We start from the raw sequence: 21,265 nt of genomic DNA, 5'->3' as shown, positions 1-21,265 counted from the left end.
AACCTTCCCTAAGACTTCCACCGGTAACAACGGAGCTGCCCTGCATGTCCCACATCACCCTGATCCGCCACGGCCAGGCCAACACCAGCGCCCGGGATGAGGCGAGCTATGACCGGCTGAGCGATCTGGGCCACCAGCAGGCGGCCTGGCTGGGCGAGCATCTGCGCAGCAGCGGCAATCATCATCCGCGCGTCTATTGCGGCACGCTGACCCGGCATATCGAGACTGCGGCCTCAATGGGCTATGCCGGCGCGATTCAGGATCCGCGGCTGAACGAGATGCAGTATTTCACCCTTGCCGAGGCGATGCGCGATCAGCACGGGCTGCCGATCCCGGAAGAACGCGAGGGCTTTGTCGAGCACCTGCCAAAGGTCTTTGCCGCCTGGGCGGACGGGCAAATCTCCCGGCCCTATGAAAGCTGGGAAGACTTCGAGGCCCGTACCCGTCTGGCGCTGGAGGAGATCGCCGCAGGCGACGGCCCCGCCCTGGTGGTGACGTCGGGCGGCCTGATCTCGATGGCGCTGCGGCAGGCGATGGGGCTGGACACTGCCGGCATGGCGCGGATTGCACTGGCAGTCATGAACACCTCGATGCACCGGCTGTTTCCCATCGGCGGCCACTGGAGCCCGGTTTTGTTCAACGCAGTGCCGCATCTGGAAGCGCCGGACCGGCATTTTGCCCAGACACATCTGTGACGTCCGAACGGGAGGAAGACCATGCAGCTGTATTACGCCCCCAACACCATTTCGGTGGCCGTGGCCATCGCGCTGGAGGAAGCCGGGATCGAGTACGAGACAGTAGAGATCGACTTTGCCGCCAAGGAGCAGACCGGCGCGGCCTATGGCCAGATCAACCCCAAGGGCCGGGTGCCTGCATTGGCGGTGGAGGGCGGCATCCTGACCGAGACCGGCGCGCTGCTGGAATACATCGCCGACGTGGCGCCCGAGGCTGGTTTGCGCCCGCAGGACCCGGTGCGGCTGGCCCGGATGCGCGAGGTGATGTTCTACCTCGCCTCCACCATGCATGTGAACCACGCCCACAAGCTGCGCGGCACCCGCTGGGCCAAGGAGCGCGCCAGCTGGAAGGACATGCAAAAGATGGTGCCCCAGACCATGGCGGCCTCCTGCGAGTACATCAGCCAGTTCGGGCTGCGCGGCCCGTTTGTGCTGGGTGACGAAATCAGCCTCGCCGACTGCTACCTCTATGTGGTCTGCACCTGGCTGGAAGGCGACGGGGTGAATGCCGCGGACTTCCCGAAAATCCAGAACTTCATGACGGCAATGGAACAGCGCGGGTCCGTCCGCGCGGTTTATGCCAAGGGAATGCTTTGAAGGACATGACAATGACGCATCTGTGGGTACGGGCCGAACAGCGCCCCAACGAAGAGCGGGTCGGCCTGACCCCCGAAGGCGCCAAGGCGCTGCTGGCCGCGGGCATCAAGGTCACGGTGGAGGAAAGCTCGGTGCGGGCGATCCCGTTGCAGGGCTACATTGATGCGGGCTGCGATATTGCGCCGGAAAACTCCTGGCCCCAGGCGCCTGCGGACGCAATCATCTTCGGCCTAAAGGAGCTGCCGGAGGACGGCACCCCGCTGCCGCACCGCCACATCATGTTCGGCCATGCCTTCAAGGGCCAGCACTCCGGCAAGGCGCTGCTGGAGCGGTTCAAGGCTGGCGGCGGCACGCTCTATGATCTTGAATACCTGGTCGATGAGACCGGCCGCCGGGTCGCCGCCTTTGGCTATTGGGCTGGGTATGCTGGCGCTGCCGTGACGCTCAAGGCCTGGGCCGCCCAGCAGCGCGGCGAGATCTGCGGGCCAGTTGGCGTCTATGGCGGAAAGGATGCGCTGCTGGCCGAACTTGGCGGCGAGCTTGATGCCTTGAACAAGGGCCGCCCCACCGCCATCGTGATCGGCGCGCTCGGCCGTGTCGGCACCGGCGCGGCTGACCTTTGCGAGGCGATGGGCGTGCAGGTCACCAAGTGGGACATGGCAGAAACGGCCGACGGCGGCCCCTTCCCGCAGATTCTGGATCATGATCTGTTCCTGAACTGTATCTTTGCCCGTCCCGGCACCCCGGTCTTTGTTTCCCGTGAAGCACTGGCCGCAGAGCGCAAGCTGACCGCCATCGGCGATGTCGCCTGCGATCCGGACAGCGATTACAACCCGGTGCCGGTCTATGACCGCGCCACCACCTGGAATGCCCCCGTGCTGCGCGTTGCCGAAACTCCGGTGCTTGACGTCATGGCCATCGACAACCTGCCGTCGATGCTGCCGGTGGAGAGCTCTGAGGATTATGCCGCCCAGCTGCTGCCCTCGCTGCAGGCTCTGACCGATCTGGAGAGCGGAGTCTGGGGCCGGGCCAAGGCGACCTTCCTGGAGCACCTGCCCGAATGATCGCGCCTTACGTCGGTTATCTGGCGGCATTTCTTGGAACCGTCTGCTGGATCCCCCAGGCTTGGAAGGCCTGGGCGTCCCGAGACACCTCCGGCTTGTCGCTGCCATCGAACCTGATGTTCCTGGCCACCGTGTCCTTATGGCTGGCCTATGGGTTGCTGGTCGGCGACTGGCCATTGATCCTGGCAAATATCTGCGCCGTGACTGCCGTGCTGGTGATCGTCGCGGCCAAACTGAAATTCGGATAAGGGAGAACTCTGATGACTATTCACTGGTGCGGCACCGGCCTGTCGGCAATCCCCGGCCTGCGCCGCCTGCTGGAAGCGGGCCACGACGTGGCGGTCTGGAACCGGACCACGGACAAGGCGCGCGAAGCCGTTGGCGACCTGACCACTAACATCCACGCCTTCAGCATCGCCAACCTGGGCCAGATACTCAGCCCCAAGGACGTGATTGTATCGATGCTGCCGGGCGACTGGCACGTGCCGCTGGCCGAACTGGCGATTGAGCACGGCGCGCACTTCGTCTCCTCCTCCTATATCGCGCCGGAAATGCGCGCCCTGGACCAGAAGGCCAAGGATGCCGGCGTCTGCCTGATCAATGAGGTCGGCCTGGATCCTGGCATCGACCACCTGATGGCCCACGCGCTGGTCGCGGACTATAAGGCCTCTGATGCCTATGATGCCGATAACGAGATCAGCTTCATCTCCTATTGCGGCGGCATCCCCAAGACGCCGAACCCGTTCCGCTATAAATTCAGCTGGTCTCCCCTGGGCGTGCTGAAGGCGCTGCGCTCCCCCTCCAAGTCGATCCGCGATTTCAAGGAGCTGGACGTTGCCCGCCCCTGGGACGCGATCTCCTCCTACGAGGCGCCGCTGCCCGCGCCCGAAAGCTTCGAGGTTTACCCCAACCGCGACTCGATCCCCTTCATCGCACAGTATGAGTTCGGCAAAGACTGGAAAGTGAAAGAGTTCGTCCGCGGCACCCTGCGCCTCAACGGCTGGGCAGACGCCTGGGCGGGTGTGTTCAAGGAGGTCGAGACGCTTTCGGGTCCCGAGGGCGATGCCCGCCTCAAGGAAATGTCGGACCAGTTCTGGGCCGAAAACGCCTACGACGAAGGCGAGCCGGACCGGGTTGTCCTCTGCGTGGGCCTGAAGGCCGAAAAAGACGGCACCGAGGTCTGGCACAAAACCTATGTGATGGATGCCTGGGGCGATGCGCGCGGCACTGCGATGGCGCGCCTGGTGTCCTACCCGGTGTCCTTCGCCATCGAAGCCGCCATGAACGGCAAGATCGCCGCCGGTGTCCACGCCGCGCCCAGCGATCCGGTCCTGGTGGCGAAATGGATGGAGGAAATCGGCAAGCTGGCGCAGCACCTTGAGGTTGTTGACAGCAAGAGCTGACAGCCCAGCGTGCCCGCTGGCGGAAACCAGCGGGCACGCGCCAAGATCCTCTGTTCTTCTGGCCTCAAATATCCCGGGGTCCGGGGCAGCGCCCCGGCTGCTGCGGCAAAGACAAATGGCGCGATGACTGCGCCGCCTTGCCTGCCGAGGGCCTTAGCGTCCGCAGTATGCGCGGCGGCTTGGCCTCAGCGGCCGATCACGTCTTCCTCGACTTCATTCACGTCGATGCCCAGCGCCTCCAGCCCGGCCTCCAGATTGTCGGCCAGATGCGGGGTGCCGAGCAGGTAATCCGCGGTTGGAGTGGTCGCTTCCTGCCGGGCAGTATAGATCGCATCGCCAAGCTCTTCCGGCTCGAAGCTGCCGCGCCCGACCCACATAATTGCGACCAGCTCCGCCTGCTGGTCCTCGCTCATCCGGTCAATGAAGGCGCGCAGCTCACCCTCCGCGCGGCCCAGTTCCCGGGCCATCATCGCCACCTGCGCCACCTTGCGGACTGAGATTTCCAGCATTGCTCCACTCCTTCTGTTCGCTGCTTCAGCATATCAAACCGCGGGCCAAACGCCTAAGTCTTTGATCTGGGGCAAATGGGGGCGGCGGTCAGCCCTGCGCCTTGCCGAAGAGTGCGAGCCGCTGGCTGCGCCCGCGCAAGACCTCCGCCGGCAGCGCCGTCCAGCCGTTGCGCGCGGGCTCCGCCCCGGCCTGCTGCAATAGCGCCTCAGAGGCGATCAGCGCCATACCATGCACCTTTGTCAGCTGCTCAAGCCGCGCCGCCGTGTTCACCGTGTCGCCAAAGACGGAGTACTCCAGCCGCTCGGGAGTACCCGTGACGCCTGAGAAAACCTCTCCCCAATGCACCCCGATCCCTGCGGCCAGCCCGGTGTCGCCCGCTTGTTCCCGCATCCGGCACCATTCCGCAACGTCCGCCAGCAGGCCTTCGGCACAGTCCAGCGCCCGCGCCGCCGCATGCTCCCCCTCAAACAGGATCATCGCCGCGTCACCTATGTATTTATCGATCAGCCCGCTGGTGCGGCCCGCGACATCTTCCACCCGGGCGCGGAATTCCGTGATCAAAGTGCTGACCTCGTGCGGCTCACGGCCCTCGCACCAGCTCGTAAAGCCGCGGATGTCGATGAAAAGGATCGCCATCGGCTGCTGGCGGCCCTCCTGCAGCGCTTCCAGCCCGCCGCCCGCCAGGCGGCCCGCCAGCTGGGCCGGCAGGTAGCGGGTCAGATTGGCCTTCTGCCGCGCTTCGTCAATCGAGCGGTGCAGCAGCTTCCGCGTGCGCACCGCAGCCACCACGAGAACGGCACCTGCCAGACACAGCATCACCAGCCGCATGACGTTTGGCGGCGACGCCAGGGACAGGGCGATCCGTCCGGCGAGATCCGGCGTTGTTTGCGGCGGCTGCCACAGGATCATCCAGCCAAGCCCAGCAGCAATCAGCACCAGCATCACGGCAAGCCGCAGGGGGTTGAGCCGCAGCACGCCAAAGGCCAGCACAACCGGCGCCATCCACACGGCGGGCATCACAAAAAGCGCACCGCCGGGCACCCCGGTATTTACCAGCGACAGGAAGGTGTTGAGTAGCAGAAAGGCGCAGTCCGCCAGGACCGCCAGCCAGATCATCCAAGGCTTGAACAGCCCTTTTCCGATCGCCCAATAGATCAGCCCCCCAACCGTCAGGTAGGAGAGCAGCGTGGCCGCCGCCAGCCCGATCTGGCGGCGCAGATGCGGCTCCTCAATTGCCCGCACAGAATCTATGGCCAGCATCATTGCCAGCATCAGGCCCAGCGCCACGGCAATGCGCAAAAGCGCAACAATGCGTTCGGCTTCCACCTCAGCTGCAGTCAGCAGCGCCGGCTCCTGTGGTCTTGCCGTTGCATGCGCCTGCAGCAGCCGCATCTACTCCTCCGTCAAAAGCGCCACCTGCCGCGGCTCGACTTCCACTTGGCCCGGATCTTCCAGCTCTGCCCCGTTTGCCACAACGCCCATCGCCTCAAACCGGCGGGCTGAGGGCAGCACCCGGGCTTCGAGCGAGCCCACCGCCTTGTTGTAGTTGTTCACAGAGGAAGACAGCGACCGCCCGACCGAGGCCAGGTTTTTCGAGAAGGTTGCCAGCCGGTCATAAAGCTCCTTGGCGGTCTTCTGCACCTCAACCGCGTTCTCTGCCATCTTCTCCTGCTGCCAGCCATAGGCAATGGATTTGACCAGAGCCATAAGAGTGGTTGGCGTGGCAATCAAAACTTTGTTTTCAAAAGCAAATTCTATCAACCCCGGATCCGCTTCGGCCGCGGCTGACACAAAGGTTTCGCCGGGAATGAACATCACCACAAAGTCCGGCGTTTCCGCCAGGGCGCTTTGATAGGATTTCGAGGCAAGCTGCCGGACGTGTGTCTTCACATGGTTTGCGTGACGGACCAGCGCCGCCTGCTGCTGCTCGGGCGTTTCTGCCTCCAGCGCATCCAAGTAGGCCTCCAGCGGGGTCTTGGCATCCACCACGATGCTCTTGCCACCCGGAATACGGACCACGGCGTCGGGCCTGCGCAGGCCGTCATCGGTGCCCACGCTTTTCTCCAGCTCGTAGTCGACATGTTCGGCCATGCCAGCCATTTCGAACACCTGCCGAAGTTGCATCTCGCCCCAGCGGCCGCGGGTCTTGGGCGCGCGCAAGGCCTGCACCAGTTTGCGGGTCTCGCCGCCCAGCATGGCCTGGCCTTCGGCCAGATGTTTCACCTGCACCTGGATCGCGCCGTAAGCCTCGTTGCGGGCCTGCTCGATCTCCTTGATGCGCTCGCCGAACTGACCCAGCTTGTGGTCCAGCGGCTTTACCAGGCTTTCAATCGCAGCATGGCGCTTGGCCAGATCCGCATCCGCTGTCTTGCTGTGCGCCTGAAAGCGTTCGCTGACCAGGCTCAGGAAACTCTCGGAGTTCTGTTTCAAAACGCCGTTGGCCAGCGAGGCAAACTTGTGCTCCATCTGCTGGTTCATCTGATGCAGCTCTTCCAGCCGCGCCTTGTGCTCTGCCTTCAGCGCCTGCACCTGGGCCTCGGCCTGGTAGCGGGCGGCGCGCTCGTTCTCACTTGTGCGGCGCAGGGTGGCCAGTTCATCCGCCAGGTCCGGCAGCCGCGCCGCTTCCGCCTGCAAGCCCGCGTTGTGGGTGCGCAAATCGGCGTTGAGCTGCTCCATGCGCCTTGCGTGGCCGCGCAGCCGCAGCCCGGACAATGCCAAAAGCACCGCCAGTCCGGCCAGCGCGTAGATGGCCCATTGGGCCTCTTCCAGTGTCACTGCTCTTCTCCTCTTGACCGAGGTTTATTGTTCAGCTGCGCCCGAACAGGCGCTCGATATCCGCCAGTTTCAGTTCCACATAGGTGGGGCGGCCATGGTTGCACTGGCCGGAATGGGGCGTCGCCTCCATCTCCCTGAGCAGCGCATCCATCTCCTCGCCCCGCATCCGGCGGCCGGAGCGGATCGAGCCGTGGCAGGCGACCCGGCTCAGGATTGCTTCGATCTTGGCCTGCACCAGCTGGCTTTCGCCTTGGTCCGACAGCTCATCCAGGATGTCCTTGATCATCGCCTCTGCGTTAACTTCGCCAAGGATCGCCGGGGTTTCACGCACCGCGATGGCATTGCCGCCGAACGCCTCGATGCCCAGGCCGAACTTGGCCAGTTCGTCTGCCAACCCAAGAAGGCCGGCGCAATCGTTGTCGCTCAGCTCGACAATCTCCGGGATCAGCAAAGCCTGGGCAGCGACGCCGTTATCGGCCATCTGGCGTTTCAGCTTCTCGTACACCAGCCGCTCATGCGCGGCGTGCTGGTCGACAATCACCATGCCGTCGGCGGTCTGGGCGATGATGTAGTTCTCATGCACCTGGCCGCGGGCCGCACCCAGCGGCAGGGCTTCGGCCCCGGGCGCGGCACGCTCGGGCGTATCCGACGGCTGCCCCGGGGCTGCTGGAGGTTCTGCGGCTTCCGTCACCCGGCCGCTGTAGGCGCCTGCCAGTTCGGCAAACCCCGGCGATGGCGGCGCATTAAAGGACGCCGGGTGCGGCTGGCCAGGGGATTGCGCCGCATAGGACTGGCTGCGCGCGCCATAGGAAGGCCGGTCCATCTGATAGACCCGCGGCGCACCGGTTGCCGTGGGCTGCTCCGCCCTCATCGCCCCCAGCGTGGCGCCTGCCACAGTGGTCGAGGCGCGGTGCCCGGCCTCCGCCAGCGCATGGCGCAGGGAAGAGACGATCAGCCCGCGGGCCAAGCCGGGATCGCGGAAGCGCACCTCGGATTTGGCGGGATGCACGTTTACGTCCACCAGCTGCGGGTCGCAGTCAATGAAAAGCGCCGCCGCCGGATGCCGGTCGCGGCTCAGGAAATCGAAATAGGCCGCCCGCAAAGCACCGGTCAGCATCTTGTCCTTTACCGGCCGCGTGTTCACGAACAGAAACTGCGCCACCGCTGCGCCGCGCGAGTATGTCGGCAGCGCCGCATAGCCATAAAGCCGGATGCCTTCGCGGCTGGCGTCGATCTTCAGCGCGTTCTCCGCAAACTCCCGCCCCAGCACCGAGGCCAGCCGCCCGTGCAGCGCGTCAAACAGATCTCCCGACAGCGGATCGGCACGGAAGGTGACCCGCCCGTCGCCGCCGCCCGAGACATCGCGCAGGGTAAAGCCGACCGAGGGCTCCGCCATCGCCAGCCGTTTCACCGTGTCGGAGATCGCCTGCGCTTCCGCCCGGTCGGTGCGCATGAATTTGAGCCGTGCCGGCGTGGCAAAGAACAGGTCGCGCAGTTCGACAACGCTGCCTGCCCGCAGCGCTGCCGGCTTCACCGGCTCCAGCTTGCCGCCCGACACCCGGATCTGCGCCGCCTCATGCCCGGCCGCGCGGCTGGTGATGGTCAGCCGCCCCACCGCGCCAAGCGAGGGCAGCGCCTCGCCGCGGAAGCCGAAGGTGTGGATATTCAAAAGGTCAGAGCCGTCGATCTTGGAAGTTGCATGGCGGCTGAGCGCCAGCGGCAGATCCTCCGGCGTCATGCCGCAGCCGTCATCCGTCACCCGGATCAGCGTCTTGCCGCCATCGGCAATCTCCACGGTGATCCGCGTGGCGCCAGCATCGATGGCGTTTTCCACCAGTTCCTTGACGGCGGATGCGGGCCGTTCCACCACCTCGCCGGCGGCAATCCGGTTGATGGCGCTGTCATCCAGCTGGCGGATCACAGGTCGGGTTTCCGGGCGCGGATTTTCGCTGATATAGGGTTCTGCACTGCTCATACCGCTAAATTTAGCATGCGGGGCCGATTCTGCCACCGGAATGCGCGCGGCGGCAGCCGCAGAATCGCAAAACACGATTTCTGCGCCCCGCGGCCTGCCCCCAATGGCATGAACTCGCCGGCGGCAGCCGTCCGGGCCGGAAATTTGTCCATTTAGTCAAAAAACCTGACGGCAGCCCCCGGGCGCTCGCTTGCCAATATGCCGCACCCGTGCGATTTTCGCACGGAACTCTTCTGAGGATCCCCAATGGAAAGCCATATCGCTGAAAGAAGCGCGCAGCTGCCGCAGCTGGCTGAGCCGCGCAATCCCGGCATGGAGCTGGACCTGGACTGGGTCGCTGCCGTGCAGGCCAACACCTCGGCCATCGAACGCCGCTGCGCCACCCTGCCGGGCCGCCGCAGTGTCAAGAAAGACCATCAGGCGGCCTGGCTGCTGAAAGCCATCAGCCTCATCGACCTCACCACTCTGTCCGGCGACGACACCGAAGGCCGTGTCCGCCGCCTGTGCGCCAAGGCGCGCCAGCCGGTGAATGCCGGCATTCTGCGCAGCCTGGGAATGGAGGGGCTCACCACCGGGGCGGTCTGCGTGTACCACGACATGGTCCCCACCGCCGTCAAGGCGCTGGAGGGCACCGGCATCCCGGTGGCCGCAGTTTCCACCGGTTTTCCGGCAGGCCTCTCGCCGTTCCACCTGCGGCTGGCCGAGATCGGCGAAAGCGTCAGCGCCGGTGCCGAGGAGATCGACATCGTGATCTCCCGCCGCCAAGTGCTGACCGGCAACTGGCAGGCGCTTTATGACGAAATGAAAGCCTTCCGCCTGGCCTGCGGCGAGGCGCATGTAAAGGCGATCCTGGCCACCGGAGAACTCGGCTCCCTGCGCAATGTGGCCCGGGCCTCGCTGGTGTGCATGATGGCGGGCGCCGATTTCATCAAGACGTCCACCGGCAAGGAAAGCGTCAACGCCACCCTGCCCGTCAGCCTGGTGATGATCCGCGCGATCCGCGACTATTACGACCGCACCGGCTACCGCGTCGGCTACAAGCCTGCCGGCGGCATCTCAAAGGCCAAGGACGCGCTGGTGTACCTGGCGCTGATGAAAGACGAGCTTGGCCACCGCTGGCTGCAGCCCGACCTGTTCCGCTTCGGCGCCTCGTCGCTCTTGGGCGATATCGAGCGCCAGCTGGAGCATCATGTCACCGGGGCATACTCCGCCGGCTACCGCCACTCCATGGGGTGAGGGCGCCGGAATTCGGCACGAATTCCGGGCCGGTTTCCGGGCCGGAAACCGGTTCCGCGAAAAGGATCAGTATCATGACCATTAAAGAGATCTTCGACAGCATGGAATATGGCCCCGCCCCCGAAAGCGCCGCGGAGGCGCTGGCCTGGCTGGTTGATCAGGGCAGCCGCTTTGGCCATTTCATCAACGGTGAGTACACCGCCGCCGGTGAAGGCTTTGACAGCAGGAACCCGGCCACCGGGGAAGTATTGGCCAGCTTGACCCAGGCCACCCAGGCCGACGTGGACGCCGCGGTTGAGGCCGCCCGCAAGGCGCGGGGCAAATGGGAAGCGCTTGGCGGCGCGGGCCGGGCCAAGTACCTCTATGCCATCGCGCGGCTGCTGCAAAAGCATTCCCGCCTGTTTGCCGTGCTGGAGACACTGGACAACGGCAAACCGATCCGCGAGAGCCGCGACATCGACATTCCCCTGGCTCAGCGCCACTTCTACTATCATGCCGGCATGGCCCAGCTGATGGAAAGCGAACTGCCGGGTGCCGAGGCCCTGGGCGTCTGCGGGCAGATCATTCCCTGGAATTTCCCGCTGCTGATGCTGGCCTGGAAGATCGCCCCAGCCATTGCGATGGGCAACACGGTGGTGCTGAAACCGGCGGAATACACCTCGCTGACCGCGCTGCTGTTTGCCGATATCTGCCGCCAGGCGGGTTTGCCCAAGGGCGTTGTCAATATCGTCACCGGCGATGGTGCCGTGGGGGAGATGATCACCGCGGCGGACGTGGATAAGATCGCCTTCACCGGCTCCACATCGGTTGGCCGCAAGATCCGCGAAGCCACCGCAGGCAGCGGCAAGGCGCTGACGCTGGAATTGGGCGGCAAGTCCCCCTACATCGTTTTTGACGACGCCGATCTCGATTCCGCCATCGAAGGGCTGGTCGATGCGATCTGGTTCAACCAGGGCCAGGTCTGCTGCGCCGGTTCGCGCCTTTTGGTGCAGGAAGGCATCGCAGAAAGCTTCTACAGCAAACTCAAGGCCCGCATGGACGGGCTGCGCGTCGGCAGCCCGCTCGACAAATGCGTCGACGTCGGCGCGGTTGTGGACCCGGTGCAGCTCGACACCATCAGCAGCATGGTCGCCGCCAACACTGCCGGTACCATGCACCAGGCGCAGGTGGAGATGCCCGAAGGCGGCTGCTTCTACCCGCCGACGCTGATTGAGGGCCTGTCGCCAGCCGATCCTCTGATGCAAGAGGAGATCTTTGGCCCGGTCCTGGTCTCCTGCACCTTCCGCACCCCTGCGGAGGCGGTGGAGCTGGCCAACAACACCCGCTACGGCCTCGCGGCAACCGTCTGGACCGAGAATGTGAACCTGGCGCTCGACATGGCGCCGAAACTGGCCGCCGGTGTGGTCTGGGTCAACGGCACCAATATGTTCGACGCTGCCGCAGGCTTTGGCGGCGTGCGCGAAAGCGGTTTCGGGCGCGAGGGCGGCTGGGAAGGCCTGGCGGCCTACACCCGCCCGAAGGCCAAGGCCAAACCGCTGGCCAAGGTGGAGCCATTTGAGGGCAACGGCGCCCCGGCGGATCCGCTGGACCGGACCGCAAAGCTCTATATTGGCGGCAAGCAGGCCCGCCCGGACGGCGGCTACAGCCAAGCCGTTTACGGCAAGTCAGGCGCGCTGCTGGGCCACGCGGGCCTTGCCAACCGCAAGGATGTGCGTAACGCAGTAGAGGCCGCTGCAGGTGCCCAAAGCTGGTCCAAGACCACCGGGCATCTGCGCGCGCAGATCCTCTATTACATCGGTGAAAACCTGTCGGCCCGCGCCGCGGAATTTGCGGCCCGCATCGACGCGATGACCGGCAAGAAATCCGGTACGGAGGAGGTCGAAGCCGCGATCCAGCGCCTGTTCACCGCTGCGGCCTGGGCCGACAAGTATGACGGCCAAGTGCATGGCGTCCCGATCCGCGGCGTCGCACTGGCGATGAAGGAACCGGTTGGCGTGATCGGTGCCCTTTGTGCCGATGAAGCACCGCTTCTCGGCCTTGTCTCTGCCATGGCGCCCGCCATTGCCATGGGCAACCGGGTGGTGCTGGCAGCCTCCGAAGCCTTTCCGCTGGCCGCGACCGACTTCTACCAGGTTCTGGACACGTCGGATGTGCCTGCGGGCGTGGTCAACATTCTGACCGGCAGCCATGCAGAGCTGGCAAAGGCGCTGTCCTCGCATTTGAATGTGGATGCAGTCTGGAGCTTCTCCTCCTCCGATCTGTCGGCGGCAATCGAAGCGGCATCCGCGGGCAATCTGAAGCGCACCTGGGTCAACAACGGAACTGCGACTGACTGGATGCAGGACCAGACCAAGCGCTTCCTGCAAGAGGCCACGGAGGTCAAGAACATCTGGGTGCCCTACGGCGAGTAAAACCGGCCGGCCCCTGAAACGGACCAAACGCCGCTCCATTTGGGGCGGCGTTTCTCTTTCGGATCCGCCGCCGCCCTTCGAAGGCTCGACCGTCTTCAAGCGGCAACCGACCGTGCGCAGCACGGGCTATGCCCAAGCTCAAAGGCTGACAGGCGCAGCCGGAGAGCCTGCGGGCGCGGGAGCCGCCCGTTGCCGAAGGATGCCGGTGCAACGGAAAACGCCCGCTCCTTTCGGAACGGGCGTCAAAAAATCCGGATAAGCGCGGATTAGCGGCGGATGCCCAGGCGCTTGATCAGGTCCTGGTAACGGGCCTCATCCTTGCCTTTGGTGTAGTCCAGCAGCTTGCGGCGCTGAGCAACCATCTTCAGGAGACCACGGCGGCCGTGGTTGTCCTTCTTGTGGGTTTTGAAGTGCTCAGTCAGGGTGTTGATGCGCGAGGTCAGGATTGCAACCTGGACTTCCGGCGAGCCGGTGTCGCCGTCCTTGGTTGCGAATTCTTTCATCAGGCGCGCTTTTTCTTCCGCAGTGATCGACATCGGGGTCTCCTTCATAGGTTAAAGTGGATGGCTCAGGCCGGGATGTCGTCCAGCACAGGCCCATGGAGAAACCTGCCGCGGAATCACGGCAGATGCGCGCATATATGATGTTTCCGCTGTAAAGGCAAAGGCTAACTGGCGGGCGCCGTATGCCAAGGCTATTGCGGCAGCAGCCCGGTACCCGCCGCCGATTCCGGGTCGATCAGAACCAAATCCCCGGCGGTGAGCCCCTCGGCCCCGGAAACCCGCAAGGCAGTCTGGCCATTCACCAGGATCAGCTGCTCCGCCGCATCATCCGGGTTCTGCCGCACCTCCAGCGTGGGCTCCTCCCCGTCTTCGAATTCCCAGACGACCACCAGCTGATCCTCGTCCGCGTCGTAGTCCATCAGCTGAACTGCCCCCGTGCTGCCGGTCCAGCTGCCAGCCATGAACTGATCCGCACCAGCGCCGCCGGTCAGCACATCGCCCGCACCGGCAATCAGCGTGTCATCCCCGTCTCCGCCGTTTACGAAATCCTGTTCTGTTCCGTCCCCTGCACCGGACACCACATCATTGCCGTAACCGCCGAACAGCGCGTCATCCCCGGCGCCGCCGGTCAGGCTGTCATTGCCGTCGTTGCCGTGCAGCGTATCCTCGCCCGCACCGCCTTCCATCCAATCCTGGCCCTGGCCGCCGTGCAGGAGATCCGCCCCGCTGCCCCCCAGCAGGCTGTCGTTTCCGAAATGCCCGTAAAGACTGTCACCGCCGGCGCCGCCCTCCAGCCAGTCGGCACCGTCCTCGCCATGCAGCAAGTCCTGGCCGTCTCCGCCAAACAGGCTGTCGTCACCATTTTGGCCGTAAAGAGAGTCACTGCCGGTGCCGCCGTCAATCCAATCGCCGCCGCCGTATCCGCCGATCTGGTCATCCCCGGCACCGCCGGACAAGCTGTCCGCCGCCTCGCTGCCCGACAGAATATCACCGTTTTCCGTATCGGTGACGGATCCGCCGCCCGGCTCGACAAAGCCGCCGTCGAGACCGTCTCCCTCCAGCTCCGGCTCGCGCCGCGCTTCGGAGTCATCTTCGTCCGCCCCGGTTTCTGCAAAGACCGCACTACCAACCGCTACAAGTCCCAGCACACTTGCCAACCACAACATTGTCCGATCAACCCCTGGACAAACAGATACCAGTCAACACAATCCCACATTGCAGACAAGCGTTCAAAACAAAACGAGAACACAGGTTAACAGAGGCTGAAGTTATCTTAGTCCGGCTGCCACAGCTGCGGCTGCTGGCTGTAGGCAATGTAAAGCGGATGCTTGGGGTGGCCTGCCTTGCTGAGCCCCAAGTGATACAACTGTTTGCCGCTTGACCTCAGCACCGCAGCGACCCGCGCGCCCTGTCCGCGATGCGCACCGTGGGTGCCCCAAGCGCAGACCACCGTATCGGCCCAGTCCATCCCTTCCAGAATTGCTGCCATATTGTCTGGGCCTTCCGGAGCCTCCAGCCGCCGCATCTCACGCGGGTCGGTTACCCGGCAGGCAAATATATTGGTGGCTCTGAAACCGCCGAACCCCAGCGCGCGGGCACGCCGCTCGCAGCGCTCGATGGTGGGATCGTTCTGCACCTCGGTTGCGGTCGAGGGGTTCAGCATCACGAACATCACACGCCGCCGTGCGGGATCCCAAACCCGTGTCAGGCTGTAGCGGTAGGTTTCGCAGTCCGAGTAGACGGCAGTCGAGAGGGCATCGCCCTTGGTGTGTCTGCGGGTGATCATGCGGGCCTTAATATCCGGACGCAGTTTGTGATCCAAGCAGGTCCGGCGCAGCTTTCAGGGGATAACGCCATTGCGGGTCCACAGATGGTTGGGAGCAACCCCATACCAAGTGACACCGAACTTTTCTTCGGGTTCGGTGGCTCCACTGGCGCCATTGGGCCGTATTGAAAGTGGCACCCGGACCGGAAGGCGAACATGATGCGGCAAAGCGGTCCCCCGGATCAATTACCGGACCAGCTTCTATTTCACGGCCACGACCCACCTGGAACTGCGCCAGTTTCTCCAGCGACCTAAGCAGTGGAGGGATTTCTTTCGAGGACAGTTTTCCGCACGGCCCCAGTTATGGCTAACCCGGATCACTCCGGCTCCACAAACACCCGGCTGGGGTGCAGCTCACCCGATTTATAGATACCCACGGCCACCGCCTTGCCGTCCAGCGAGGCCCAGGCTTCGTCGCCGTACTCCACATCCGCGGCCATAACCATGCCCGGGTTGCCATTGCGCAGCCGCACGGCTCCCTGCGGGGTGCATTTCAGCTCCGGCAGATCGGCCAGGCCTTCCTCCAGGGGCCGCAGGTACTGGTCGAGTTCCGGCGATTTCGCCAGTTCGTCGATCCGCTCCAGCGAGATGCCGTCCTCGGCATCAAATGGGCCGGACCAAATCCGACGCAGTTCCTTGACGTGGCCATAACAGCCCAGAGCCGCCCCCAAGTCGCGGGCGATCGAGCGCACATAGCCGCCCTTGCCACAGGTCATTTCCAGCACCACGTGGTCCGCGTCGGGGCGGTCCAGCATGATCAGTTCTTCCACCCACAGCGGCCGGGCCTCGATTTGCACATCTTCGCCATCGCGGGCGAGCTTATAGGCGCGCTGGCCGTCGATTTTCACGGCGGAGAACTTGGGCGGCACCTGCATGATCTCGCCCAGGAACGGCAGCAGCGCCTCCTTGATCTGCTCGTCGGTGGGGCGGACATCGCTTTGCGCGATCACTTCGCCCTCGGCGTCATCGGTGTTGGTCGCCTGACCCAGTCGCACCGTGAAGGTATAGGCCTTCAGCGCGTCGGTGATATAGGGGACGGTCTTGGTCGCCTCGCCCAGCGCCACGGCCAGAACACCGGTTGCTTCGGGGTCCAGGGTGCCCGCATGGCCGGCCTTCTTGGCATCCAGCGCCCAGCGCACCTTGTTCACAACCGCGGTCGAGGTCAGCCCCGCAGGCTTATCCACCACCAGCCAGCCGGAAATATCGCGCCCTTTGCGTTTGCGTGCCATGCATCGTCCCCGTCTATCAGTGAGGCGCGCCGGTTACCGGATCGCCGGGACAGTGTCAATTTAGCAAATGGCGGGGCACAAGGGAAAGCCTCACGGGCGCGGGTGCCGGCCGTGCTTGCTCCCGCGCGCCGGTGGCGCTAGGCAAGCGCCATGGCCGTTTCAAGCGAATACACCCCGCCGCAGGACCCGCTGGACATCCTGCACCACGACGCCCAGCTCTTGGCGGTGAACAAGCCTGCGGGCCTTTTGTCGGTGCCGGGCCGCGGCGAGCATCTGGCCGACTGCCTGATCGCCCGCGTTCAGGCGGTGTTTCCCGAGGCGCTGCTGGTGCACCGCCTGGACCGCGACACCTCCGGCGTGATGGTTTTCGGCCTCACCCCCCACGCGCAGCGGCACTTGTCGATGCAGTTCGAAAAGCGCACCGCGAGAAAGGCTTATGCGGCACGGGTTGAAGGACAGCTGGAGCCGCGCAGCGGCACCGTGGACCTGCCGCTGATCGTCGACTGGCCGAACCGGCCCAAACAAATGGTCTGTCATGAGACCGGCAAGCCCGCCGTCACCGACTGGCGGGTGATGAAATACGAAGACGGCGCCACCCGGGTGCGGCTGACGCCTAAGACCGGACGCTCGCACCAGCTGCGCGTGCATATGCTGTCGCTGGGCCACCCGATACTGGGCGACCCGCTTTATGCCAGCGGTACGGCTCTGGACCACCCGCGGCTGATGCTGCACTCCGAGGAGCTGCGGATCAAACATCCCGACAGCGGCGAATCGCTGAAGTTCAGGGTAAAACCGGACTTCTGACCCCGCCGCAGCTCACGGAGCCTCCATCACCATCAGAAAAAGCGTATCCGCCTGCAGCGCCTCATACCTGTGGGGTCGGTCGCCGGGATAGGTGTAATAGTCGCCGGGCTGCAGAACCTCTTCCTGCCCGTCCGGTCCCGCCCGCATCTGCCCGAAGCAAACCAGCATATGCTCCACCGTGCCGCGCGGATGCGGCTGGGCGCAGCGGACTTCTCCCGGCTGCATCACCACCCGGTAAATATCCCGGCGCACATTCGGCGGACAGCGTGACAACAGCACCGCGGTGAAATCCGACTGCTCCGATTCCAGGGGCTCCCCCTGCCCCGCCCGGATCAAGGTGGTGGCGGGCGCCTCGGTCTCAAACAGCTGGCTCAGCGGGATATCCAGCGCCGCTGCCAGCGCCCAAAGCGTCTCTACGCTGGGGTTTCCATTGCCTGCCTCAAGCTGCGACAGGGTCGATTTTGCGATTCCCGCTTGCGCGGCAAGCGCCGACAGCGATTTGCCTGCTCGGCTTCGCTCGCGCTGGATGGCCGCGGCGATCATCTGATGGGGCGCTGACATGTTCAGTATTTCGACCTTTTGTTCGGCTTGACGAACGCGTACGGCGTTCATTATAAAAGACATACGTTCGTTATAGATCAATGACTGCGCTGCTTCTACAGGAACCGACTGATGACCCTGCAAGACCTTCCCCAAAGCAGCACGGTCCGCAGCCGTCTGGCGGCGGGATTGCGAGACATTCTGCCCCTGGCGGTTGGTGTTGGCGTCTACGGGCTGGCATTTGGCCTGCTGGCCGCGCAGGCGCGGATGAGCGGGCTTCAGACCGGGGTCATGGGCACCATCGTGTTCGCCGGATCTTCGCAAATTATCGCGGTGGAGCGGCTGGTGGCTGGCGCAGGCGCAGGGGCCGCGCTGCTGGCCGGGCTGGCGCTGAACCTTCGGCTGCTGCTGATCACGGCATCGCTGCGGGATGAGTTCGCCGGGCGCCCTTGGTGGCAGGTGCTGCTTGGCGTGCATCTGGCAACGGATGAAAACTGGGCGCTGATGCACGCGATGCGCGCCCGCGGCGGCTGCGCCGGATACTGGTACCTGGTGGGCGGCGGCCTGGGGCTGGTGGCCGTCTGGGTGCTGTCGACGGTGGCAGGGGCGACCTTTGCCGCGGTGGTACCGGAGCCCAAATCGCTTGGTATGGACTTTGCCTTCACCGCCGCCTTCATCGCGATCCTGCGGTCTTTGTGGAGCGGCAGCGCAATGCTTCTGCCCTGGGCCGGATCCATTTTGATCGTACTGCTGGCAGGCCGGTTCACCCCTCTGGATCCGACCTGGACCCTCATCCTGGGCGGCCTCGGCGGTGCGGCGATAGCCGGAGTGATGGGCAATGACTGAGACCTGGACCCTGATCCTTGGCCTGGCTGCCGCCACTTTTGCCGTGCGGCTGTCCGGCTGCTTGCTGGGAAGGCGGCTTCCGGACCACGGGCCCTGGGCGCGCGGTCTGCAGGCGTTGCCGGGCTGCCTGATACTATCCTTGGTCACCTATCTGCTGATGCAAGGCGGGCCGCAGGAGTGGGCGGCCGGGGCAGCCGCACTGACGGCGGCACTGCTTACCCGCAGCCTGCCGCTGACGATGGCCGCAGGAATCGCCGCGATCTGCCTGATCAGAGCCTATTTCTGAGGAGCCTAGCAGCTTGTGCCTGCCCGCCCGTGCGCAGCACGGGCCACCCCCGGCACCCTGGGGCGCAAAAAAGAAAGCCGCCCATAAGGGCGGCTCTCCATACGTTCTCATCCGGCAGGCTTACTCAGCAGCCCAGCCTCCGACAGCTTTGACCTCCAGGAAGTCCTCAATCCCCCACTTGCCGCCTTCGCGGCCCTTGCCAGACTGTTTCATACCGCCAAAGGGCGAACCTGCCGAGCGCGACTTGCCGTTCATCTCCACCATGCCGGAGCGCAGGGCGCGGGCCATGCGGTTGGCGCGGGCGCCGTCCTGCGTCTGCACATAGTTGGTCAAGCCATAAGGCGTGTCGTTGGCAATCTCGATCGCCTCGTCTTCAGTCTCAAAGGGAATGATCGACAGAACCGGCCCGAAGATCTCTTCGCGCGCGATGGTCATCTGGTTGTTCACATCGGCAAAGACCGTCGGCTTGACATAATAGCCCTTGTTGAGCCCGTCCGGACGCCCGGTGCCGCCTGCGACCAGCCGGGCGCCTTCGTCGATGCCTTTCTGGATCAGATCCTGGATCTTGTTCCACTGCAGCTCATTCACCACCGGGCCGATGTGGCGGCCTTCCCGATCGGCAGGACCGACTTCGACCTTGGCAGCCACTTCTGCAGCCTCGGACACCACGCGGTCATAGATGCTGTTCTGCACCAGCATCCGGCTGGGCGCGTTGCAGCTTTGGCCGGTGTTCTGCATCATATGCAGCACGCCGCGCTTCACTGCCTTTTCGTCGGCGTCTTCAAAGATCACGTTGGCGCCTTTGCCGCCCAGCTCCAGATGCACTTTCTTCAATGTCTGAGCCGCATTCTGCGAAATCGCGATGCCTGCACGGGTAGAGCCGGTGAAGGACACCATGTCCACATCCGGGTGCCCGGTCAGCTGCGCGCCAACACCGGTCCCATCGCCGTTCACCAGGTTGAAAACACCTGCGGGGAAGCCGGCCTCATCCATCATCTCGGCAAAAACCATCGCGTTCAGCGGGCTTTGCTCGGAGGGCTTCAGGACCATCGTGCAGCCAGCGATTGCCGCCGCACCCACCTTGAGCGTGACCTGGTTCATCGGCCAGTTCCAAGGTGTGATCAGCGCGCACACGCCAACCGGCTCATGGATGATACGGTCGTTCGGGCTGTTCTCGTTCAGCGGCGCGTCGAACTTGAACTCTTTGGCCGCGGCGATGAAGTTGCGCAGGTGCCAGCTGCCGGCACCGACTTGCGACGTGCGCGACAAGTCAAGCGGCGCGCCCATTTCCATCGACATGGCCTGAGCCAGATCTTCAGCCCGGGCTTCATAGATTTCGATCAGCTTTTCCACGAGCGCAATGCGCTGTTCCACCGGGGTGGCCATCCAGCCCGGGAAGGCCGCCTTGGCCGCCGCAACCGCAGCGTTGGTGTCAGCCTCGGAGCCCAGCGAAATCACTGCGCAGGGTTCCTCCGTCGAGGGGTTGATCACCTCGAAGTCATTCGGCTCAGCGGGAGATACCCACTGGCCATTGATGTAAAAGTCGCGTTTCTCGATCATGCGGGATCTCCCAATTCAGACGTTTTCTCCCAACCGTCTGGCCGGTTTGGCGGCCACTGTGTCACTCGGCCAGCAGGGGGGCAAGGGGCTTTGGCTGCGTAATTTGATCAAATTTTGGGTGGCGCTGTCAACGCCTCTGACGCGGTGCCCGCAAGTCTTTGCCGGATAAGGCTGTTGGAGAATTCCTGTGGCATCCCGCGCCAGGAACTGTAACGTAGCGGCAGAGCCCGCAGGTTGCACCTGAGGCGACTCGGGCTGCCCGGCCGCAGCCGGACGCAACAATCAGACACGACACCCTGACAAGGAGGACAATGCAATGGGTTTGCGCATTAACGACGTGGTCCCGGATTTTACCGCTGAAACCGACCAGGGCACGATCAACTTCCATGACTGGATCGGCGACAGCTGGGCGATCCTGTTTTCCCACCCCAAGGACTTCACCCCGGTCTGCACAACGGAGTTTTCCGCTGTCGCGCAGCTGAATGACGAATGGGCCAAGCGGAACACCAAGGTGATCGGCGTTTCCGTCGACAGCGCCGAGGATCACCGCAAGTGGAAGAAAGACATCGAGGAATACGGCAAAGCCAATCCCGGGTTCCCGATTATCGCCGATGACGGTCTGGCGGTGTCCAAGGCGTTCGACATGCTGCCCGCCGAAGCTTATCTGCCCGACGGCCGCACCCCGGCGGACAGTGCTACCGTGCGCTCCGTGTTCATTATCGGCCCGGACAAGCAGCTGAAGCTGTCGATGACCTACCCGATGACCGTTGGCCGCAATTTTGCAGAAATCCTGCGCGCCCTGGATGGCCTGCAGATGTCCGGAAAAGGCGTCGCCACGCCGGCCAACTGGGTGCCGGGCGAGGATGTGATCATCCCGCCGAGCGTCTCGGACGAGGAAGCAACCGCAAAATTCGGTGAGTACGAAACCATCTTCCCCTACCTGCGCAAGACCAAAGCGCCGGAATAA

The 21,265-nt window shown here is 64.2% G+C and carries 21 protein-coding genes; 11 read left to right on the top strand and 10 right to left on the bottom strand.

The window, feature by feature from the left end:
* Positions 1-44: 44 nt before the first annotated feature.
* From PHA8399_RS18515 to PHA8399_RS18495, 5 genes are read left to right on the top strand one after another with little or no spacing between them, the layout of a single operon-like run.
* Positions 45-695: a histidine phosphatase family protein gene (locus PHA8399_RS18515; protein ID WP_058287573.1), complete on the top strand. Its 651-nt coding sequence runs from the start codon at positions 45-47 to the stop codon at positions 693-695.
* Between the two features lie 21 nt (positions 696-716).
* A complete protein-coding gene (locus PHA8399_RS18510) occupies positions 717-1,331 on the top strand; it encodes a glutathione S-transferase family protein (protein ID WP_058287572.1) in 615 nt (204 codons plus the stop codon).
* 11 nt (positions 1,332-1,342) lie between these two features.
* A complete protein-coding gene (locus PHA8399_RS18505) occupies positions 1,343-2,395 on the top strand; it encodes a saccharopine dehydrogenase (protein ID WP_058287571.1) in 1,053 nt (350 codons plus the stop codon).
* Positions 2,392-2,643 carry a SemiSWEET family sugar transporter gene (locus PHA8399_RS18500; protein WP_008554719.1) on the top strand — a complete coding sequence of 84 codons (252 nt, stop codon included), beginning with the start codon at positions 2,392-2,394 and terminating at the stop codon, positions 2,641-2,643. The genes PHA8399_RS18505 and PHA8399_RS18500 overlap by 4 nt, the downstream gene beginning before the upstream one ends.
* A 12-nt stretch (positions 2,644-2,655) precedes the next feature.
* A complete protein-coding gene (locus PHA8399_RS18495; protein WP_058287570.1) occupies positions 2,656-3,798 on the top strand; it encodes a saccharopine dehydrogenase family protein in 1,143 nt (380 codons plus the stop codon).
* A 185-nt stretch (positions 3,799-3,983) separates the two neighbouring features.
* Here the strand turns inward: PHA8399_RS18495 and PHA8399_RS18490 are convergent, their stop codons facing one another.
* The 4 genes from PHA8399_RS18490 to mutL form a co-directional block, all read right to left on the bottom strand.
* Positions 3,984-4,307 carry a DUF3775 domain-containing protein gene (locus PHA8399_RS18490; protein WP_058287569.1) on the bottom strand — a complete coding sequence of 108 codons (324 nt, stop codon included), beginning with the start codon at positions 4,305-4,307 and terminating at the stop codon, positions 3,984-3,986.
* Positions 4,308-4,395: 88 nt separating this feature from the next.
* Positions 4,396-5,700, bottom strand: a complete 1,305-nt coding sequence (locus PHA8399_RS18485; protein ID WP_058287568.1) for an adenylate/guanylate cyclase domain-containing protein — start codon at positions 5,698-5,700, stop codon at positions 4,396-4,398.
* Entirely contained in the window at positions 5,701-7,083 is a 1,383-nt protein-coding gene (locus PHA8399_RS18480) for a DNA recombination protein RmuC (protein WP_058287567.1), read from the bottom strand.
* A gap of 31 nt (positions 7,084-7,114) precedes the next feature.
* Positions 7,115-9,058 carry a DNA mismatch repair endonuclease MutL gene (mutL, locus tag PHA8399_RS18475; RefSeq protein WP_058287566.1) on the bottom strand — a complete coding sequence of 648 codons (1,944 nt, stop codon included), beginning with the start codon at positions 9,056-9,058 and terminating at the stop codon, positions 7,115-7,117.
* Between the two features lie 246 nt (positions 9,059-9,304).
* Here mutL and deoC point away from each other — a divergent pair, with 246 nt between their 5' ends.
* Entirely contained in the window at positions 9,305-10,294 is a 990-nt protein-coding gene (gene deoC, locus PHA8399_RS18470) for a deoxyribose-phosphate aldolase (RefSeq protein ID WP_058287565.1), read from the top strand.
* A 74-nt stretch (positions 10,295-10,368) separates the two neighbouring features.
* Positions 10,369-12,705, top strand: coding sequence for an aldehyde dehydrogenase family protein (locus tag PHA8399_RS18465; protein WP_058287564.1), 2,337 nt, complete (start codon positions 10,369-10,371; stop codon positions 12,703-12,705).
* A gap of 266 nt (positions 12,706-12,971) precedes the next feature.
* Here the strand turns inward: PHA8399_RS18465 and rpsO are convergent, their stop codons facing one another.
* The 4 genes from rpsO to truB all read right to left on the bottom strand — a co-directional run bounded on the left by rpsO (position 12,972) and on the right by truB (position 16,262).
* A complete protein-coding gene (gene rpsO / locus PHA8399_RS18460) occupies positions 12,972-13,241 on the bottom strand; it encodes a 30S ribosomal protein S15 (RefSeq protein ID WP_008555454.1) in 270 nt (89 codons plus the stop codon).
* Positions 13,242-13,399: 158 nt separating this feature from the next.
* On the bottom strand, positions 13,400-14,356 hold the full coding sequence (locus PHA8399_RS18455) for a calcium-binding protein (RefSeq protein ID WP_244270254.1): 957 nt from the start codon (positions 14,354-14,356) through the stop codon (positions 13,400-13,402).
* 125 nt (positions 14,357-14,481) lie between these two features.
* Positions 14,482-14,994: a DUF1643 domain-containing protein gene (locus PHA8399_RS18450; RefSeq protein WP_058287610.1), complete on the bottom strand. Its 513-nt coding sequence runs from the start codon at positions 14,992-14,994 to the stop codon at positions 14,482-14,484.
* Between the two features lie 356 nt (positions 14,995-15,350).
* Positions 15,351-16,262 carry a tRNA pseudouridine(55) synthase TruB gene (truB, locus tag PHA8399_RS18445; protein ID WP_058287562.1) on the bottom strand — a complete coding sequence of 304 codons (912 nt, stop codon included), beginning with the start codon at positions 16,260-16,262 and terminating at the stop codon, positions 15,351-15,353.
* Positions 16,263-16,412: 150 nt separating this feature from the next.
* On the opposite strand from truB, the gene PHA8399_RS18440 reads away from it, so the two are divergent.
* The gene (locus PHA8399_RS18440; protein WP_058287561.1) at positions 16,413-17,066 is read left to right on the top strand and encodes an RluA family pseudouridine synthase; all 654 of its coding nucleotides are present in this window, start codon (positions 16,413-16,415) and stop codon (positions 17,064-17,066) included.
* Positions 17,067-17,078: 12 nt separating this feature from the next.
* On the opposite strand, the gene PHA8399_RS18435 is transcribed toward PHA8399_RS18440, so the two are convergent.
* Positions 17,079-17,627 (bottom strand): helix-turn-helix domain-containing protein, encoded by a 549-nt coding sequence (locus PHA8399_RS18435; RefSeq protein ID WP_058287560.1) that lies wholly within the window; start codon positions 17,625-17,627, stop codon positions 17,079-17,081.
* Positions 17,628-17,738: 111 nt separating this feature from the next.
* Here PHA8399_RS18435 and PHA8399_RS18430 point away from each other — a divergent pair, with 111 nt between their 5' ends.
* Both PHA8399_RS18430 and PHA8399_RS18425 read left to right on the top strand, forming a co-directional pair.
* Complete coding sequence (locus PHA8399_RS18430; RefSeq protein WP_058287559.1) at positions 17,739-18,452, top strand: AzlC family ABC transporter permease; 714 nt, start codon at positions 17,739-17,741, stop codon at positions 18,450-18,452.
* Positions 18,445-18,738, top strand: coding sequence for an AzlD family protein (locus tag PHA8399_RS18425; protein ID WP_058287558.1), 294 nt, complete (start codon positions 18,445-18,447; stop codon positions 18,736-18,738). Before PHA8399_RS18430 ends, PHA8399_RS18425 begins: the two co-directional genes overlap by 8 nt.
* 120 nt (positions 18,739-18,858) lie before the next feature.
* Here PHA8399_RS18425 and PHA8399_RS18420 read toward each other — a convergent pair whose 3' ends face one another.
* Positions 18,859-20,298: an aldehyde dehydrogenase family protein gene (locus PHA8399_RS18420; protein WP_058287557.1), complete on the bottom strand. Its 1,440-nt coding sequence runs from the start codon at positions 20,296-20,298 to the stop codon at positions 18,859-18,861.
* Between the two features lie 316 nt (positions 20,299-20,614).
* Between PHA8399_RS18420 and PHA8399_RS18415 the strand changes: the two genes are divergently transcribed.
* Positions 20,615-21,265, top strand: coding sequence for a peroxiredoxin (locus PHA8399_RS18415; RefSeq protein WP_008556383.1), 651 nt, complete (start codon positions 20,615-20,617; stop codon positions 21,263-21,265).

It is taken from the genome of Leisingera aquaemixtae (assembly GCF_001458395.1).
Classification (GTDB): Bacteria; Pseudomonadota; Alphaproteobacteria; order Rhodobacterales; family Rhodobacteraceae; genus Leisingera; species Leisingera aquaemixtae.
This window is presented reverse-complemented; position numbering and strand designations above follow the sequence as displayed.